This window comes from Mycolicibacterium llatzerense, assembly GCF_025331195.1.
GTDB classification, from domain to species: Bacteria; Actinomycetota; Actinomycetes; order Mycobacteriales; family Mycobacteriaceae; genus Mycobacterium; species Mycobacterium llatzerense.
Genome location: NZ_LXOV01000001.1, coordinates 1,215,438 through 1,232,401, shown reverse-complemented (window position 1 = coordinate 1,232,401; position 16,964 = coordinate 1,215,438). Strand labels below are relative to the sequence as shown.

The following is a 16,964-nucleotide window of genomic DNA, read 5'->3' as shown; positions in this document are numbered from 1 at the left end:
CGGCAGCGCCGGCTATGGCTCCGTAACCCGCCCGTTGTCGACCAGCCACGATCGGTCCAACCGAACGTTCTGCAGCATCCGGCGATCATGGGTCACCAGCAGCAGTGCCCCGTCATAGCTCTCGAGCGCCTCCTCGAGCTGCTCGATGGCCGCCAGATCGAGATGATTGGTCGGCTCATCGAGCACCAACACGTTCGTCCCGCGCGCCTGCAACAAGGCAAGGCCCGCGCGGGTTCGTTCACCGGGCGACAGCTCGTCGACCGTGCGTTCCACATGGTCGGCGCGTAACCCGAACTTCGCGAGCAGAGTACGCACATCCGCGGTCGGCCACGTCGGTACGTTTTGCTCGAAGCGATCGACGAGTCGGCTGGCACCCGTGAAATCTGCCCGCGCCTGGTCGATTTCGCCGATGGCGACATTGGCGCCCAGACTCGCCCGGCCCTCATCGGGCTGCTGCCGGCCGAGCAGTAGCCGCAGCAGGGTCGACTTTCCCGCCCCATTAGGGCCGGTGATACCGATCCGCTCGCCGGCGTCGACCTGCAGAGACACGGGCCCCAGCACGTAATCGCCTTGGCGCACAACGGCGTTGTCCAGTGTCGCGACAACGGAACTCGACCGCGGTGCGGCACCGATGGTGAACTGGAGCGTCCATTCCTTGCGGGGCTCCTCGACTTCCTCGAGGCGGGCGATCCGGCTCTCCATCTGCCGCACCTTCTGCGCCTGCTTCTCGCTGGACTCGGTTTGTGCGCTGCGCCGGTTCTTGTCGTTGTCGGGCGCCTTGCGCATCGCGTTGCGCACACCCTGACTGGACCACTCCCGCTGCGTGCGTGCACGCGCCACGAGATCGGCCTTCTTATCAGCGAATTCGTCGTACTGTTCGCGGCGGTGCCGACGGGCGACCTCGCGTTCTTCCAGATAGCTCTCGTAACCGCCGCCGAAGATGGTGGTCCTGTTCTGCGCCAAATCGAGTTCAAGGACGCGGGTTACGGTGCGGGCCAGAAACTCTCGGTCATGACTGACCAGCACGACCCCACCGCGCAGGTTGCCGACGATCTCTTCCAGCCGGGCAAGTCCGTCGAGATCGAGGTCGTTGGTCGGCTCGTCGAGCAGGACGATGTCGAACCGGGACAGCATCAGCGCCGCCAGCCCCACTCGCGCGGCCTGGCCGCCCGACAACGCGGTCATCAGGGTCGATTCCGGCCGCACCGAGTCAGAATCGAGCCCCAGGTCCGCCAGTACTGCCGGCAGTCGTTCGTCGAGGTCCGCCGCGCCGGTCGCGAGCCAGTGATCCAGCGCAACCGAGTAGCCGTCCGCATCCCCCGCCGGATCTGCCAGCGCCTCTGCCGCCGCGTTCATCGCCTGCGTCGCTGCGGCGCATCCGGTCCGGCGCGCGACGTACGCGGCGACGGTCTCCCCCGGCACCCGCTCGTGCTCCTGCGGCAGCCAGCCGACGAACGCGTCGGCCGGCGCCAGGCTGACCACCCCATCGAGCGGCGCGAGTTCCCCAGCCAGAATCCGCAGCAGCGTGCTCTTACCCGCACCGTTCGAGCCGACCACACCGATCACATCGCCGGGTGCCACCGTCAGGTCGAGCCGCTCGAAGAGCGTGCGGTGGGCAAATCCGCCGGCCAGATTGTTCGTGACAAGCGTTGCGGTCATGGGTCAATGGTCGCATCACGGCGGCACGCCGATACCGGGCAAGCCCCTACGCGGGTTGGCGCGTACCGCCCGACCACGCCGGGTCCCGACCGATGAACCCCATCAGCCTGGTAACCGGGTCCGCATCGTCCGCCACCGCGACGGGTGGCCCGTACTGCCCCGATGAGCGCAGCAGGTCCTCGATTTCGGTCATCCCGGCGAGCATCTGCGCGGCGAATTCGGGGTCCAGTCCCGATTTTCGGCCGCCGGCAGCGGCGAGATCCCAGGTGTGCATGTACACATCGGCGGTATAGAACCGGTCGATAGCGTCGGCAAGCCGATGCGAACCAGCCATCGGATGGCTGAAATCGCCGTCGGCTGCGTCACTGTCGAGCAGACCCTGCACCGCCGCGGTGTGTGCGATCCACGCCGCGAGCGGGTCGTCGGTGACGGGCGGACCGACCGGCAACGCCACGCCACCCGCACCGAGGAACCCCGTGAACCAACCGACCAGATGCGCGACGATGTCGCCCGCGGTCCAGTCGGCCACCGGCGTTGGAGCTGACCAATCCCGCACTACCGCAGCATGTTCGGTGAACCCAGCGGCGACGGCGCGGTGCCGGTCGGCGGGCGTGAGTTCGCTGACGGCGACCACGGCGCTCAGAGACCGCCGACCAGTGCGTCGAGTTTCGCGTAGCCCTGGTCGACGCCCGTCTCCATCCCGGACGCCAGCCAAGCGTCGCGTCCTTCGAAGCTGTCCACCAACGATTGCGCATGCAGCCTGGTGCGGCCGTCACCGAGATCTTCGAACCACAACGTCTCGAGGGAAACGTCGTCGGGCATGCCCTCGAAGGTGAAGGTCTGCACGATCTTGTCCTCGCCAACGGTGTGGAAGCACCCGCGGAAGCCGAACTCCTGGCCGTCGCGGCTCGCCACATAACGCCAACTGCCGCCGTCTCGGGCGTCCCACTCCAGTATCCGGGTGTCCATACCGTCGGGTCCGACCCAGCGGGCGAACACCTCCGGATCAGTATGTGCCTTCAGCAATTGCGCTGGGGTGGCATGGAAATCGCGGGTGATGCGGATGAGTGGCACATCCTTGTCGGCTTCGATCACGGCCTGTGCGGTGTTCATGATGCTTTGCCCTTTCGTCGCGGTTTCGCTTCGGTGTCATTCATCTCTGCCAGCACCGCATCCAGGCGCTGGTAACGCTGTTCGGCCTGCCGTTGGTAACGCTCGATCCACTTGGTCATCAGGTCGAACACCTGCGCTTCCAAGTGCACCGGCCGGGTCTGTGCCGCACGGCCCCGGCTGACCAGTCCCGCATCCTCGAGCACTTTCAGGTGCTTGGAGACCGCTTGCATGCTGACGTCGTACGGTTCGGCGAGTTCGCTGACCGTGGCGTCGGCCGTCGTCAGCCGGGCGACGATGTCCCGACGGAGCGGATCACTCAGCGCCGCAAATACTTTCGACAACTGGTCCGTCATTCTGTTCCTCAACTATTTGGTTGAGTACGAGTGTGCGCGCCAGCACCGAGCTTTGTCAACCTTTTGGTTGAGTACGAGTCCGCGCGGCGGTCACGGTGAGTGTGTCCACTCCGACTGATACCGGGCTGAGGCGAAAGCGTGGCTCAGTACAGCAACCTGACGCGGCACCAACAGATAATGTGCACTCGCACAGGCGGCAAAGCCACGCATGGTCGCGGATCAACGTGCTCGACGAAAGGCGGTGAGGACTACGTTCGGCGAATTCTGGAGTTGGTTTGTCAATCGAGACTGGACATTGAGCCAGATCCACACCCCGATGGAGTGGTTCGCGTTCCTCAGCATCCCGTTGTTCACCGCGGTGATCGGCTGGCTCATCAACTGGACCGGCCTGATCATGCTGTTCTACCCGGTCAACTTCCACGGGTTCAGAATCCCGGGGATGCGAGAGCTGGCACGGCTGCTGCCGCACAAACTGCAGGAAATCCCCGGCATCCTGCAAGGCGGTGTCGGCTGGCAGGGCATCGTGCCGGCGCGCGCGGCCAAGATGGGCTCGATCGCGTCCGACAAGGCCATTGCCAAGCTCGGTACGCCTGCGGAGTTCTATCAGCAGCTCGAGCCGGACAAGATCGCCGAGCACATCGTCCGGCTTTTCCAGCCCGAGATCCCGCAGCTCGTCGATGAAGTGATGGTCGCCAACGACCCGCAGTTCTGGCGCGACCTACCTACCGTCGGCAAACGCGCGATCGTCGCCCGGGTCCAGTCGCAATTACCGGAAGTGGTGCAGTCGATCACCACCGAGATCGGCATCCACATCGACCAGTTGCTCGACCCCAAGATCATGGTCATCGAGCACTTCCGCAAGAACCCTGACCTGGTCATCCGCGTCTTCAAGGACATCGGCCAGCGCGAGCTCAACCTGATGGTCAACTTCGGCTTCATCTTCGGGTTCGTGTTGGGCATTCCCGTCGCGTTCATCGATCACTGGTTCCACACGTGGTGGATGCTCCCGACGCTGGGCGTCTTCGTCGGCTGGATCACCAACGCGCTCGGTATGTGGCTCATCTTCGAACCGACCGAACCGACCCGCTACTTCGGCATCAAGGTCCAGGGGCTGTTCCTGCGGCGGCAAGAGCAGGCCGCCGAGGTCTACGCCGGGATCATCGCCGACGACGTCATCACGCTGGAACGCATCGGCGACTTCCTGATCGACGGCCCGAGCGGCGACCGCACCCGCCAGCTGATGGGCGCCGCGCTGGGCCCGGCCATCGACCGGGCAGCCGGCCCGATCCGGGGCGCCGCACGCGTAGCACTCGGAGCCCAGGCTTACGACTCGATCAAGGCAGGCTTCGCCGCCGAGGCCGTCGGCCGGACGCTGACACCCTTCAAGGACGAAGAGTTCTCGAAGGCGCAGTCAGGGAAAATCCGCACGCTGATTGCCCAACGCACCAAAGAACTTCCGCCCACCGACTTCGTAGAGATGCTGCGGTCGGCTATCAAGGAAGATGAGTGGATGCTCTACGCTCACGGCGCGATCATGGGCGCGGCGGGTGGCTTCCTTCACTACGGCATTTTCTTGGGACTTGGTGTGGCATGAGTGACGACCGACGTCAGGGTTCCGGACGGCGCCACGCCCAGTGGGGACCGTTCAGCGCCACGTTCTCTCCCCCAGCGGAGCCGTCCTCGTCGCTCATCCCCACCGGCGTCGGCGAAGCACTGCCCGGCCTGGTCCGCCTGGCCGCGACAGCCTGGGTGCGTACAGCCGAGTGGACGCTGGTTGCGGGGCTCAAAACCGGTCGTCGCGCACTCGAGATAGCCGCTGACCCGGCATCCGCGGCCGACTCCGCCCGCGAGCTGATCGCCGGCGTCGCCCAGGCCGGCGCTGTTTTCGGTGAGGTGGCCAAGGCAGTCTCGAACGGTGTCTCGGTGTCACAGGCCGTCGTCCAGGTCAGTGCCTCGCTCACCGAGACGGTGACGACGACGCACGACGTGTCGCATCAGCAGGAAGAGCAAGAGCGCCAACTCAAGATGGAGCAGTCGTTGCGGGCTCAGGGGCAGGCACTGCTGACCCGCTCACGCGACGTGTGGAACACCGAGCGCGGCCACCCCGCCTACGCCCGCATCCTCGAGGAGATGGCTCCCGACGAGGCCCGCATCCTGCTGTTACTCCTGCGCGGCGGGCCGCAGCCGGCGGTCGACGTCCGCACGGGTGGCCCCATCGGCATGGTGTCCTCGAGGTTGGTAGCTCCGGGCCTCAACATGATCGGCCCGCGGGCTGGGCTGCGCTATCTGGACAACGTTCCCGCCTACCTCAACAATCTGTTCCGGCTGGGACTGATCTGGTTCTCGCAGGAGCAACTGCGCGACCCGCTCGAGTACCAGGTCGTCGAGGCGCAACCGGACGTCCTGGCTGCGATGCACTCGGTGCGCGCGCACAAGGTCGTCCGTCGCTCGATCCATCTCACGCCGTTCGGCGTCGACTTCTGCCGCGCCTGCCTGGTGGACGAGGGCGAAGACGTCGCGGCCCTGCCCGAGCACCAGGCGCCGCACGACATCGACTGACCGTCGCCTTACGCCGTGACGCGCATTTCAGCGCCCGGGTGCGAACTCAGCGTGATAGCCACGGTGCCGCTGCCCGTCGCGAACGAGGTGCTCGCGTAGCCGATGAATCCGTAATGGCCGTCGATCGTCGACACCGAGGTGATGTCTCCGCGTCCGGCGGCACCGGTGTCGAGGTTCTTCCATGCGGCCGTCACGGTGAGGGTGCACGAACCGTCGTAGATGCCGGCGTCGTAGCGAATCGATACGCCGACGCCATGCCCCACCTGGTCACCGATCTGCACCGGCGCCGCCTGCGCGTCGGCGCTGACGGTGCCGCCGCACGTCGGGGAGGCCACGACCGGAACCGCTGCAAGTTGCGCGAAGGCGTCGGCATTGGCCGTCGCCACCGACAGCGACGGCGCCAACAGTGCGGCGACAAGAGCTGCGGCAGGACGCGGTGAAATCATGCCTGTCCTATCGGCGATCACGCGGGCAGTGTTAGCACGCCGGAGTACGCCGTCAGCCGACGCCCGGAACGACCAGCTTCGCGAGTTCGACGTCATCGGCGCGATCCTGATCTGACCAGTCACCCTTGATATTTGCGACCTTCACGGAAACCACCAGTCCGTCCTTGACCGCTACGAGGCTCTCACCGGGGCCGAACCAGTAGGCCTCGAAACCGAGGGCGTCGACTCGGTTGTCCGGGCTGATGACATGGAAATGGTTGATAGGGGCGGTCGGGTCAGTTGGCCTCGGCCGAATCGACACTTCGATTTCGCGGGTGGCGCCCGTGTAGTAGCAGGCGCCATCGCCGACAGGCACCGGCGGGTGACCGTCGTAGGAGAACTGCCTTTGGGCATCGTCGCCCACGTACTTCCTGGCGACGTCTGGGGTGAGCAGGTCGCACGGATGCGTCGTCTGCGCCGCGGTTGTTGGCGCAGCCGTGCGACTCGGCGCCGCGCTCGCAGTGGCGCTGAGTGTCGCACTCGCGGTGGTGGTCGATACAGACACAGTGGTGGTCGCCAATGGAGGCGCTGTGACCGTCGTCGTCACTGACGGAGAGCTCGGCGTTTGGCACGCCGTAGCCGCGGCAATCACGGCCGCACCCATCAACGCAGTCAACCGAATTGCTGCAGACATCAGACTCCCTCGAGTTTGAATCAGCCGGCGCATCAGCCCGCCGCCGACTTCACGACGCATCCGCTGTTGTCGCTCCACCATGTCAGCATCAAGGTTGCCGTGATCGCCTTGGGAAATTCTTGGGACGCAGTTCCGACGCTTACTGGCGGGCGTGGTGCGTGAGCTGGGAGGCGATGGACTCGATTGCCTGTGTCAGGTCCAAGTACGGGATGTTGGGGTCACGTTCGTGGTAGATCGCGGTGACGATGACCGGCAGTGTCGCAACAGCTTCCGGATAGTTTTCGATGTTCATTCGCGCCACCGCCTCAGCCACTGGCACACCCTGGTCGAAGAGACGCGTCGCGTCGGAATGCAGGCTCGACCAGAATCTGATTCCGCGATCGATGGCCGCGTTGATCTCGCCACCGACAAGTACGGGACCGTGACCGGCCACGACCTTCCGGGCGTCGAAAGCGCGAATGCGCTCCAGTGCTTTGATCCAATTCGGGATCGAACCCGACCACGTGACCGCAACGGGGTTGTGCGTCAACAGATCTCCCGCGTACAGCACGCCCAGCTCCGGGAGGTAGGCGACGGCGTCACCTACCGTGTGCGCGGGTCCGAGTTCGTGGAGCTCGACATCCAGTTTGCCTACTCTGAGCGCCTTTTCGCCGTTGAACGTGGTGTCAGCGGCCCGGACCTGCACCTCGGAGAAGTTGAATGGCCGCCCGAGCGGTGCGAGGGCCTGCAGGGCGCCGCCCGGTTGGGTGTCGGTATTCAGCAGTTTCGCAGTGAGGTCGGCATGTTCCTGCGTCATCAACGCACTGGCAGCTTCGGTGGTGATGATCTCGGTATCGGCGGAGAACACCTGGTTACCGAAGAAGTGGTCGCCATCGGTGTGGGTGTTGAAGACGTACCGCACCGGCGCTGACTTGGTCAGTTCGTCCATGGACGCGCACATGGCCCGCGCATGTCGCACGTCGTAGAGCGTGTCGATGACCAGTGCTTCGCCGGCGCTCACCACCAAGCCCGCGTTGGCCAACCCGAGGGCTTCATTGCCGGAGAGAAAGGCGTGCGCGCCACCGCCGAGGTCGAATAAGCCTTCCTCAAAAGGGATTTCGTCGGTCACTGTCCGTCCTTTGCTCGCTCGTCGTGCAGCTTGGCGGTGGCGTCGGCCAGAATGTTCGCGACATCAGCGGCACCTTCTTCGGGGACGATGCCGAGGGTCTTGATGAACATCGCGGTCATCACGTAGTGGCCGACCAGTAGCGTCACCTCGGCAATTTCGTTGTCGGAGAAGAACTCCTGCATGGCAGTCGGGTCGGCTCCGTCGCCCTTGATCCGCGCCAGCAAGTCGTCAACAAACCCGATGAGCACATCGACGGACCGGTCCCCGAACGACGTAGCCCCCGACAGCACGTCGTCGATCGTCGAATCCGAAACCCCGACGGCCCGCGCCTCGGGCACATGGTGATGGATCTCGTAGGAAGCGTTCGTCACCGCACCGACACGCAAGATCACCAGCTCCCTCGTGTCGGCGGACAGTGCACCCGTACGGAACGAAAGACCCAGTGCCAGATAGGGCTTCGCGCTGGACCGGGTCATGACCAAGCCCCTCGACAGGTTCGCCGGGAAAAGCTCGTAGACCTCGCGTTGCGCCGAGTCCAGGTCCTCCACATTTGGCAGTTGAACAGCCACGAGTCCTCACCTTCGCTCCAAAAGAGTCTTGTTCGGCGCCGCTCATAAGAAACGGAGCGTTTCCTATTGATGAGGGTAGCGCGGCTCGCTAAGATACGCAACGTGTCTAATCGAGAAGCGGCAGTGCCGCCCGAGCCCGTTTCACGGCGCCGGGACGACGCACTGATGTCCGCCATCCGCGACGCCACTTGGGCGGAGCTGACGGATCACGGATACTCCGGTGTCACCTTCGAAGGTGTCGCCCGCCGCGCTAAGACCGGAAAACCAGTCCTCTACCGCCGCTATAGTTCTCGGGCACAAATGGTCACCGACGCCCTGCCGACGCTTCGCACCCCACCCGCCGAGGTGCCTTCGTCTCAGAACCTTCGTGAGGACATCCTCACGATGGTCAATTCCCTGGTCAATGAGTGGCGAGAGATCGGACTCGACACCTTCCGCAGTCTCATCGCCGAAGCCGACGACGCCACCCTGGACACTTTCCAGGCGAAGGTGGCCGCACACACGGATCACACGATTCGCCGCACGCTGGACGCCGCGCGAGATCGAGGCGAGATAGGACCTGCCAGAATTCCCGACCGCGTGGCAACGAGCATTCTGGCACTCGTGCGTAACGAATTATTGTTTGGGCGCAACATAATTCAATCCAGTAGCCTGGCCGAGCTGGTCGACCTCATCTACCTGCCGGCAGTTGACTCAGCGTCGCGCAAACAGGCATAGGGCCAGCCCATCTATCGTGGGGCTGTGACCACTTGGCATGGCGACGAACTCGACCTTGATGCTTACCTGACGCGCATCGGTTTCGATGGCGAGCGCCACCCGACGGCCCAGACCTTGGCGGCACTGCACCGCGCCCACACCACGTCGATCCCGTTCGAGAATCTCGAGATCATGCTCGGCCGGCCGATCGTCCTCGATCTGGATTCCCTTCAGAACAAGCTGATTCGGCACAACCGCGGCGGCTACTGCTACGAACACGTCACGGTGTTCGCCGCGGCGCTGGAGCGACTGGGTTTCCGGTTCACCGCGCTCGCCGGCCGCGTCACGCTGGGCGCGGAGGCCGTGCGCCCGCGAACGCACGCGCTGATCGTCGTCGAATTCGACGACGATCGACGCTGGCTCTGCGATGTCGGATTCGGCCGCGGGCCACTCGAACCCATCGAACTCATCGCGGGTAACGAGGTCGATCAAGACGGATGGCAATTGCGACTGTCCCGTGCGCCGCTCGGCGCCAGCACTGAAGTACTACACCCCGACCAGTGGACCTTGTGGCAGCGGTCGAGTGTGGACGGCACGGTCGCATGGCTCGACAGGCACGTCTTCACACTCGACCCGCAGTATCCGATCGACTATGCGGTCGGCAACCACTTCGTGTCGACCTCGCCCAGATCACCGTTCACAGCCCGGCCGTTCGTCCAGCGATTCGCCGCCGACGTCCAGCATGTTCTCGACGGAACCACTTGGACCACAACGAATCCCGATGGATCCTGCTTCACACGTGACGTCGAGGTCGGCGACGTGCCGGCGTTGTTGGCCGACACCTTCGGCGTCGAGTTGTCCGACGACGACAATGCGGCCCTCGTGGACTGGATGCGCGCACGCCTCTAGCGACGGAAGACCGCCGGTTCGGTTGGTACGAAAGGCTTTACGAGGTCGACTCGGCGCGACTATCGGATTCCGTTCAGGGATGGAACCCGCGCAGCACGGTGTCGAGGTGTCGCCGCCAGAGGTCATCGGGACCACCGGCCGCGACTATGCCGCGCAGCGCCCACACCGTCGCAGTCACATCCGCGGACGTCACGTCATGCCGGACCGCCCCGGCGCGCTGGGCGCGCGAAAGCAAAGCTTCAGACTGCTGCCGGAGCTCCTCGACAAGTGGCTGCGGCGCGAGGTCGCCCCACAGGTAGGCGGACAGCCCGCTCTTGCGGACCAGTTCAGCGCCCACGGTGTGGAGGAAGACACCCAGGCAGCGCTCGTCAGGTGCCGCGTGCGCTTCCTGAGCGGCCGTCAGCAGACGCCCGAAGAACTCACTCAACACTTCGCGGACCAGTGCCTCCTTGTTCGGGAACCGCCGATAGAGCGTCGCCGGGCCGGTCCCGGCGGCCCGAGCGACATCCTCCAGGGTCGCCTGCGTTCCGTACCGCGCAAACACGTCCTCGGCAGCGGCGACCAATCGGCTGCGGTTGGCTGCCGCATCTCGTCTCATCGTCAAATCCCTTTCCGGGCGTATCATCTGATAGTGAAACTATCACTTATGAGTGGAGGGGTCCGACAGTGACGACAGTTGATGGCATGGCACGGACACGGATCGGCCATTCGGACCTGCATGTGCGGCCGGTCGGTCTCGGATGCATGGGAATGTCGCAAAGCTATGGGCAAGCCGACGATTCGACCTCGATAGGAACCATCCGCGCGGCACTCGACCTGGGGGTGGACCACCTCGACACCTCTGACGTCTACGGAGCGTCCGACATCACCTGGGGCGTCCCGATCCGCGGGTTCGGACACAACGAGGAACTGATCGGCAAGGCCATCTCCGGGCGTCGGGATGACGTCGTGCTGGCGACGAAGTTCGGCGCCCGGATCAACGAAACCAACGACGGGATCGCCATCCACGGACGGCCTGAGTACGTGGCCGCCGCGTGCGAGGCCAGCCTGCGTCGGCTCGGCACCGATGTGATCGATCTGTACTACTACCACCGCCTGGATCCAGACGTCCCTGCCGAGGAAACGGTTGGGGCGATGGCTGATCTGGTAACCGCGGGCAAGGTCCGCGCGATCGGCCTCAGTGAGGTGGGGTCGCAGACCTTGCGCCAAGCACACGCGGTGCATCCGATAGCCGCATTGCAGAGCGAATACTCCCTCTGGGAGCGCGGCATCGAAGATGACATCGCCGGGACTTGTGCCGCGTTGGGGATCACACTGGTCGCCTACAGCCCGCTGGGCCGCTCCGCGCTCACCGGAGCATTGGCTGCAGACGCGACCTTCGCGAAGGGCGACCTGCGCGCCACCAACCCGCGCTTCACCGCGGAGAACCTGGGCGCGAACCTGGCTCCAGTGGCCGCGCTCAACGCCCTGGCCGATCAAAAGGGCTGTCGGCCAGGACAACTGGCGTTGGCCTGGCTGTTGTCACGCTCGTTCCCCGTCGTGACGATTCCCGGCACCAAGCGCGCCGAGTACGTGGCAGAGAATCTCTCCGCCACCAACGTCGCCCTCAGCGCCGACGAAACCGCCTACCTCTCAGAACTTTTCGCGCCGGGAACCATCGTGGGCGACCGGTACGCGCCCGCGCACGCCCAAACCGTCGCGCCGCGCTGAACACACAATGGTGTCCCTCAAGGCACGGCGCCCCATCGTGTTCGGTCAGATCGCGTCCCTGACGGGCTCCAACTACATGGGGTTGGAGAACATGGTCGGCGCCGAGTTGGCGGTGCAACAGCTCAACGACTCGGGCGGCGTACTCGGACGCAGCGTCGAGCTGCATGTCGAAGACGACGGCAGCCTGCCGCAGGGTGCCGTCGACGCCTATGGTCGGCTCGCCGGTCAGTCGACAGTCGCGGTCATCGGCACGTCCTTCTCCAATGCGAGCCTCGCCGTCCTGCCATACACCGACGAACGCCAATTGCTCTATGTCTCAACCGGTGCTGCCCACACCCAGGTCGACCCGGTGCGGGCCTATGCGTTCATGACGCCGCCGCCGGGGCATCTCGTCGCCGAACAACTGCTGCGGTTCCTGCGCGGCGGTGGCATCACCGAGATCGCCGTCGTAATCGACTCCGACAGCGCATTCAACCGGGACGCTTGGACGGCTCAGAAGAACATGCTGGGGCGTCACGGCATTTCGGCCGCCGCCATCGAGTACGTCAACGTGGACACCGAGGATTTCGGTCCAGCACTCCGTCGGATCGCCGAGAGCCCCGCGCAAGCTTTGATGGCGTGGGTGACCGGGCCTCCGGCGACGGGTTTGGCGCGTGCCTTTCGAGCTGCCGGCCACAACATGCCGATGGTGATGGGCCTCGGAGCAGCAAGCCCGGGATTTGTGGACTCGGTCGGACCCGTCGCCGACGGCATGATCGTCGCAACTTCGTTGGTGAGCGTCGGTTCGGATGTACCGGAGTCCGCGACGCGCCTCGCGATCCAGGCCCTGACCGCACCTTTCGAGCAGCGCCATGGCGCATTGCCATCTCAGTTCGCCGTCGACGGGTACATCGCCGCCAAACTCATCGCGGCAGCAGTGGAAGCCGCGGGAACCGAGGAACGTGATGCCGTCAGGGACGCGATGGAAACGCTGACGTGCGTGACGGCCGCCGGCCGATATGCCTTCTCGCCCAACAACCATTCGGGCTTGGATGTTGACGACGTCGCTGTTGCCGTCATTCGAGACGGCCGGTTCCGGCTGACGCCGTGGTCGGCAGGCAAGCTGCGAGAGCACCTGCGGCCAACATCCCCTTTAGGTGCCCTGGGAAACCCAATGGCAGGCGGCCGCGCCCCGACCGCACACTGACCCGTCAGGTTGGCAGCGTTCGCCTGTTCGACGACGAGGACAGTCTTGCCCCGCTCCACGGGCTCGCCGGCTGCCGCCGGGCGACACTCGGGTCATGGGTTGATGGTGTACTCACCGTCTTGACGGCCCCAGACGTATTCGGACGCGAAAGGCGAACCCAGGCCGAGGTGGTTGTACGGCGCGATCGACGCGCCAGTGTCCATCACCATGTACGGCATCGGCCAGATGTCCTTGCTGACTGTCCAGCAGCCCGGTCGACCCATCGGACCGCCGGAAGCGTTGATGCGGGGCAGGTTGTCCGGATAGACATACGCGTTGGCGGCGCCGACCAGTTCTTGATTCATCGCCAGCGAGTAGCCGTTACCGCCCACGCCCTTGGCCGCGGCCGGCGCGCCGGTGGCGAAACCGCGGAACATGCAGTCGAGCTCAGGGCTGTACTTGTCCAGCAACCGGGCGGTCGGCAACAGGTCCTCGGCGCCCCGGGTCAGGTACGGGCCGCCCCGTTCGAAGATGTCACCACCGGTGTTGCCGAAACCGACCGCGGCGATCAGCGCCTGGTCCAGGTTGGCATGCTGGTCGTTGAAGGTATGAGCCGTGGTGACCCCGCTCGCCAAGCCGTCCCACAGATCCGGGGACGCGTTGGCGTACACGTCGGATAGGTCGGCGAGGGCCGTGATGTCGTGCCGGAAGGTCGGCATCCGCTGGTTCAGGTCGGCCAGAATCGTGTTGCCATTGACCAACGACTGCCCGAACTTGTCCCCCAGCCCGTCGAGCGCCTGGGCGGCCGCGGTCAGCGTCGCGTTCAGCTTGATCGGGTCGACCTGGTCGGAGATCGCGGTGATGGTCTCGAACAGCGTATTGAACTCGGTGGTGACGCCACTGGCGTTGATCACGTCACCACTATTGATGCGCTGCGGCGACGGGTTCGCCGGCGAGGTGAACGAGATGTACTTGTTGCCAAAGGCGGTGGTGGCCAACAGTTTGACGTCCACATTGGCGGGCAGCAGGCTCACGTACCGCGGATCGACGTTGAGGACGAGTTTGGCTTGAGTCCGGCCGTCGCTACCGCTTTGGGCCTCAGCGGCCTGCAGCCGGCCGATCGGCACCCCGTTGTAGGTGACCTTAGAACCGGGATCCATCGACAATCCGGACCGGTTGTACATCACATACAGCACTGCCTTCGTGTCGAAATAGCCTCGGAACTGGGACCAAGTCAGCGCCAGCACCAGCACAGCGAACAGCACCAGCCCCAGCGCTGCCGCGCGGTAGGGCGGTGACCGGTCAGGGTTCAACGGGGCGTGGACCTGCCCCTCGGCGATCGGCGGCGGCGGCAGCGCGTCGCCGTCTTCCGTCGAGTCGGGACCGGCCATTGCGCCTCCTTGCTGATTCGCTGGCGCCGAGCGCCCTGTCATTAAACGCTGTACCGGCGGCTTGCCGAAACTCTCGCGCCTGCATGGTGTTCGGGCTCACATGAGCCCGATCGACGTATCACCCGTCACGCACATCGCGCCGGCGAAACCTATTGCGCGCCGATGACTTCGAGATGCCATGAGATACCGACAAGCCGCGCTGGGTTGCCGGCACTGTCGTTTGCTGTGTGCTAGGTCACCACCGGGTGGCATTCGGTTTCGGGACGGACTCCCGACTACACCTTGCAAGAACGTGTCTGACATTGAGGTCGGATATCAGACCGCGTGGATTCAGAGGGAACTGTCATGGAGGTCCTTTCGCCGGGCGACCGGACGTGGTGGTGTCGCAGTCGTTGGTGGCGGGTGCCGGTGGTTCTAGTGGTCACGATCGTGATAACGACCTGCGGGATATTTTGGATAGCTAGCGTCGATCGCCCGCGCCAACGAGACGCTGGCGCATCACCTGCACAGCGTTTCGCCGATGCGGCAGCGCTGGTATTCAGCGGATCGACGCCCTAGAAGCGTTGTGCTGAAGCCTTTTTGGGCGACTTGGGCACTATTGGTTTGTCCGCAATAGCGTCTCACGACCGCAGTGTCCCCGTGAGGGCTGACTTAGCCGTTTGCAGACTGTCTCAGGGCAGCAGCGCACGCTAACGTGTCGTCAGCGGCGGGCGCAGACGCGTCGGTGAGATCTCGGCATCTGCGCCAAGGTCGGTTACCAGCGCACCGGCCCAGGAGCCTAGGCCGTCGATGTCAACACGGTGCGGCGCCGGCTGGCGCACCTCGCCCAGGTGACCAGACCCGCGCTGAAGCAGAGCGATTGCACCGTTGCGGTTGCCACGCTGGACGTGAGTGATGCCGACTGCGAGCTGGGCCAGGCCTTGCCACAGCGGTCTCTCGTCGTCTGGGCCGTTCTTCCACGCGGCCTCGAGAACCTCATGCGCCTTGAACGCGAAACCCTCGTTCAATAGACCCTGGGCATAGGCGAGGGTTTCGGTCGGTGACAGCTCAAGGTCGTCTGGCACGCGGGGAATGCCCTCGCTGCCCGCCGGAAGGGGGCGGCCCAACGCGTCGCGGGGTCGATCGTTGCGAGGCCGCCCGGATTCATCGCGATCGCGTTCTGCCATGTGTTCATTAGACCGCTCTAGCCTTCAAGAAGACGACCGGCGTGAGTCCGAGTGCCACACCCGCTGTTACAACAATGCAGGCTCTCGGTTGATCGGCCGGATCAACATCGGTGCCACGGCAGGGTCCTGGCCCACGTGGGCACGACGGTGACTCCACAGGACAATGGCGGCGATAAGCGCTGCAGCGCCACCGGCGCCGACCGGGAGCGTGGTTGATTGGCGATCAGACAGTATCGATTGGCACTGCTCGACATAGTTGCTCGTCACGAACATGGGCCCGCCGCTGGTGTGCTGATCGAAGTTGAGTTGGTCTTGTTCTTGGGCGACTTCGAGGCGTGGGTGAAAGCCGTTGCCGCAGGGAATTGGAGTTCCGGCCCGGTCCACAGAGCCCAGGTGCACAGGGATTGCGGTGGATAGCAACGCGCCGAGGACCGCTGCGGCGCCGGCGAGCGACAGTAGACGACTAAACATGCTGCTCCAGTTCCCCTTTCGAGAATGTCCCCGCCGAGGAGGGGTTCTCCCGGGCCATCTGGGTTGTGCGTAAGCGGTGGGTTCGCCGCGAAGGTTCCGGAACGCCTGAACCTTCATGGAATTAGCCACCGCTACATGTGGTTAGTCGTGAACCGTGGCCGGAACCGAACGTCGGTATTACGTGATCCGAGGCACACAGGACCGGCACGCAACTCAAGCTGGCCTGTTCAAGGCCATTCGGTCGCGGCTGTAGCTGTGGTTGGCCCGGCGAGGATGTTTCTAACAAGCCTTCTGGTGCCGACGACGGGCCTTGGCCCGGATCTCCATCATGGTCGGGTTCGGCGAGTCATCGATATACGGCGGCGCCTCGGAGATCGACTGGTTGAGGAATATCATCTCGCCGTGGCGACTACCCGCAGAGCCTGGCGGGTTGGATTGAGCGGCAGCAGATTTAGCCGATCGGCTTAGCTCGTTCCCAGCACGGTCTGGACGATGTCACTGATGCTCGGAATATCACTGATGCCGAGAATGTCGGGGGTAGCAGAATGACCGGTGCTGTTGAAGGCTGCGGCGATGTCTTCCCACGTGCGGCCGGCCTTGCGGGCATCTTCGACAGTGTTGCGCAGGGCGGTCTGCGCCTCCCGGACGGCCGCGTTTGCTTTGCGCACGCGCTGAAGATGTATTGCGTGTGCATGCTGCGCGGTCCGCTCGTCGGTGACACCGGTTTGTTCGGGCTCGGCAGTCATGGGTGGTTCTCCTGGGGTGGGGCGTGATTCGCGGTTGTCACCGTCCACGTGATCGGTGACGGCAGCGGCCGGGGCCACCCGCCATGGGGGAAGTGTTGCCTCGGTTGGGCTTTGGCTCGTCCGAACGTACCCGGCGTGGGTGGGGACGACGCCCAGGATGTGGCCCGGGTGGGTGGGCCGGCCCGGCCGCTGTCGCGGTGATGCCATCACCTCGCTTTCACGGAACTGGT

At 64.7% G+C, this 16,964-nt stretch carries 18 protein-coding genes; 6 read left to right on the top strand and 12 right to left on the bottom strand.

Annotation, left to right across the window (positions count from 1 at the left end; all coding sequences use genetic code 11):
- Positions 1-12: 12 nt before the first annotated feature.
- Genes abc-f through A7G45_RS06225 form a run of 4 tightly spaced genes read right to left on the bottom strand, consistent with a single transcriptional unit; the run spans position 13 to position 3,125 of the window.
- Positions 13-1,659, bottom strand: coding sequence for a ribosomal protection-like ABC-F family protein (gene abc-f, locus A7G45_RS06240; protein WP_260934955.1), 1,647 nt, complete (start codon positions 1,657-1,659; stop codon positions 13-15).
- A 46-nt stretch (positions 1,660-1,705) separates the two neighbouring features.
- On the bottom strand, positions 1,706-2,293 hold the full coding sequence (locus A7G45_RS06235) for a TIGR03086 family metal-binding protein (protein WP_260934953.1): 588 nt from the start codon (positions 2,291-2,293) through the stop codon (positions 1,706-1,708).
- Between the two features lie 5 nt (positions 2,294-2,298).
- Entirely contained in the window at positions 2,299-2,772 is a 474-nt protein-coding gene (locus A7G45_RS06230) for an SRPBCC family protein (protein WP_260934950.1), read from the bottom strand.
- Entirely contained in the window at positions 2,769-3,125 is a 357-nt protein-coding gene (locus A7G45_RS06225) for an ArsR/SmtB family transcription factor (protein ID WP_260934948.1), read from the bottom strand. Before A7G45_RS06225 ends, A7G45_RS06230 begins: the two co-directional genes overlap by 4 nt.
- Positions 3,126-3,420: 295 nt before the next feature.
- Between A7G45_RS06225 and A7G45_RS06220 the strand changes: the two genes are divergently transcribed.
- Positions 3,421-4,719, top strand: coding sequence for a DUF445 domain-containing protein (locus tag A7G45_RS06220; RefSeq protein WP_260934945.1), 1,299 nt, complete (start codon positions 3,421-3,423; stop codon positions 4,717-4,719).
- The gene (locus A7G45_RS06215) at positions 4,716-5,684 is read left to right on the top strand and encodes an Abi-alpha family protein (protein ID WP_260934943.1); all 969 of its coding nucleotides are present in this window, start codon (positions 4,716-4,718) and stop codon (positions 5,682-5,684) included. Before A7G45_RS06220 ends, A7G45_RS06215 begins: the two co-directional genes overlap by 4 nt.
- A gap of 8 nt (positions 5,685-5,692) precedes the next feature.
- On the opposite strand, the gene A7G45_RS06210 is transcribed toward A7G45_RS06215, so the two are convergent.
- From A7G45_RS06210 to A7G45_RS06195, 4 genes are all read right to left on the bottom strand, one after another.
- Positions 5,693-6,130: a hypothetical protein gene (locus tag A7G45_RS06210; protein ID WP_260934941.1), complete on the bottom strand. Its 438-nt coding sequence runs from the start codon at positions 6,128-6,130 to the stop codon at positions 5,693-5,695.
- 52 nt (positions 6,131-6,182) lie between these two features.
- On the bottom strand, positions 6,183-6,803 hold the full coding sequence (locus A7G45_RS06205; protein ID WP_260934938.1) for a hypothetical protein: 621 nt from the start codon (positions 6,801-6,803) through the stop codon (positions 6,183-6,185).
- A gap of 139 nt (positions 6,804-6,942) precedes the next feature.
- Positions 6,943-7,911, bottom strand: a complete 969-nt coding sequence (locus A7G45_RS06200) for an MBL fold metallo-hydrolase (RefSeq protein ID WP_260934935.1) — start codon at positions 7,909-7,911, stop codon at positions 6,943-6,945.
- Entirely contained in the window at positions 7,908-8,480 is a 573-nt protein-coding gene (locus A7G45_RS06195) for a carboxymuconolactone decarboxylase family protein (RefSeq protein ID WP_260934932.1), read from the bottom strand. Before A7G45_RS06195 ends, A7G45_RS06200 begins: the two co-directional genes overlap by 4 nt.
- A 165-nt stretch (positions 8,481-8,645) precedes the next feature.
- Here A7G45_RS06195 and A7G45_RS06190 point away from each other — a divergent pair, with 165 nt between their 5' ends.
- Both A7G45_RS06190 and A7G45_RS06185 read left to right on the top strand, forming a co-directional pair.
- A complete protein-coding gene (locus A7G45_RS06190) occupies positions 8,646-9,197 on the top strand; it encodes a TetR/AcrR family transcriptional regulator (RefSeq protein WP_260934929.1) in 552 nt (183 codons plus the stop codon).
- A gap of 24 nt (positions 9,198-9,221) precedes the next feature.
- Positions 9,222-10,085 (top strand): arylamine N-acetyltransferase family protein, encoded by an 864-nt coding sequence (locus A7G45_RS06185; protein WP_260934925.1) that lies wholly within the window; start codon positions 9,222-9,224, stop codon positions 10,083-10,085.
- A 73-nt stretch (positions 10,086-10,158) separates the two neighbouring features.
- Here A7G45_RS06185 and A7G45_RS06180 read toward each other — a convergent pair whose 3' ends face one another.
- Complete coding sequence (locus tag A7G45_RS06180; protein WP_260934921.1) at positions 10,159-10,683, bottom strand: TetR/AcrR family transcriptional regulator; 525 nt, start codon at positions 10,681-10,683, stop codon at positions 10,159-10,161.
- Between the two features lie 86 nt (positions 10,684-10,769).
- On the opposite strand from A7G45_RS06180, the gene A7G45_RS06175 reads away from it, so the two are divergent.
- Positions 10,770-11,795 (top strand): aldo/keto reductase, encoded by a 1,026-nt coding sequence (locus A7G45_RS06175; RefSeq protein WP_260934918.1) that lies wholly within the window; start codon positions 10,770-10,772, stop codon positions 11,793-11,795.
- Positions 11,796-11,805: 10 nt separating this feature from the next.
- Positions 11,806-12,981 carry an ABC transporter substrate-binding protein gene (locus tag A7G45_RS06170; protein WP_260934916.1) on the top strand — a complete coding sequence of 392 codons (1,176 nt, stop codon included), beginning with the start codon at positions 11,806-11,808 and terminating at the stop codon, positions 12,979-12,981.
- A gap of 92 nt (positions 12,982-13,073) precedes the next feature.
- Here A7G45_RS06170 and A7G45_RS06165 read toward each other — a convergent pair whose 3' ends face one another.
- The 3 genes from A7G45_RS06165 to A7G45_RS06155 form a co-directional block, all read right to left on the bottom strand.
- On the bottom strand, positions 13,074-14,351 hold the full coding sequence (locus A7G45_RS06165) for an MCE family protein (RefSeq protein ID WP_260934911.1): 1,278 nt from the start codon (positions 14,349-14,351) through the stop codon (positions 13,074-13,076).
- 689 nt (positions 14,352-15,040) lie between these two features.
- Positions 15,041-15,517 (bottom strand): DUF309 domain-containing protein, encoded by a 477-nt coding sequence (locus tag A7G45_RS06160; RefSeq protein WP_260934907.1) that lies wholly within the window; start codon positions 15,515-15,517, stop codon positions 15,041-15,043.
- Positions 15,518-16,452: 935 nt separating this feature from the next.
- Entirely contained in the window at positions 16,453-16,734 is a 282-nt protein-coding gene (locus tag A7G45_RS06155; protein ID WP_260934905.1) for a hypothetical protein, read from the bottom strand.
- Positions 16,735-16,964: the final 230 nt, after the last annotated feature.

Coding starts and splice junctions, on each gene's coding strand:
- abc-f (WP_260934955.1), bottom strand. CDS start 1,659: ATGACCGCAACGCTTGTCACGAACAATCTGGCCGGCGGATTTGCCCAC.
- A7G45_RS06230 (WP_260934950.1), bottom strand. CDS start 2,772: ATGAACACCGCACAGGCCGTGATCGAAGCCGACAAGGATGTGCCACTC.
- A7G45_RS06225 (WP_260934948.1), bottom strand. CDS start 3,125: ATGACGGACCAGTTGTCGAAAGTATTTGCGGCGCTGAGTGATCCGCTC.
- A7G45_RS06215 (WP_260934943.1), top strand. CDS start 4,716: ATGAGTGACGACCGACGTCAGGGTTCCGGACGGCGCCACGCCCAGTGG.
- A7G45_RS06210 (WP_260934941.1), bottom strand. CDS start 6,130: ATGATTTCACCGCGTCCTGCCGCAGCTCTTGTCGCCGCACTGTTGGCG.
- A7G45_RS06205 (WP_260934938.1), bottom strand. CDS start 6,803: ATGTCTGCAGCAATTCGGTTGACTGCGTTGATGGGTGCGGCCGTGATT.
- A7G45_RS06190 (WP_260934929.1), top strand. CDS start 8,646: ATGTCCGCCATCCGCGACGCCACTTGGGCGGAGCTGACGGATCACGGA.
- A7G45_RS06180 (WP_260934921.1), bottom strand. CDS start 10,683: ATGAGACGAGATGCGGCAGCCAACCGCAGCCGATTGGTCGCCGCTGCC.
- A7G45_RS06175 (WP_260934918.1), top strand. CDS start 10,770: ATGGCACGGACACGGATCGGCCATTCGGACCTGCATGTGCGGCCGGTC.
- A7G45_RS06165 (WP_260934911.1), bottom strand. CDS start 14,351: ATGGCCGGTCCCGACTCGACGGAAGACGGCGACGCGCTGCCGCCGCCG.
- A7G45_RS06160 (WP_260934907.1), bottom strand. CDS start 15,517: ATGGCAGAACGCGATCGCGATGAATCCGGGCGGCCTCGCAACGATCGA.
- A7G45_RS06155 (WP_260934905.1), bottom strand. CDS start 16,734: ATGACTGCCGAGCCCGAACAAACCGGTGTCACCGACGAGCGGACCGCG.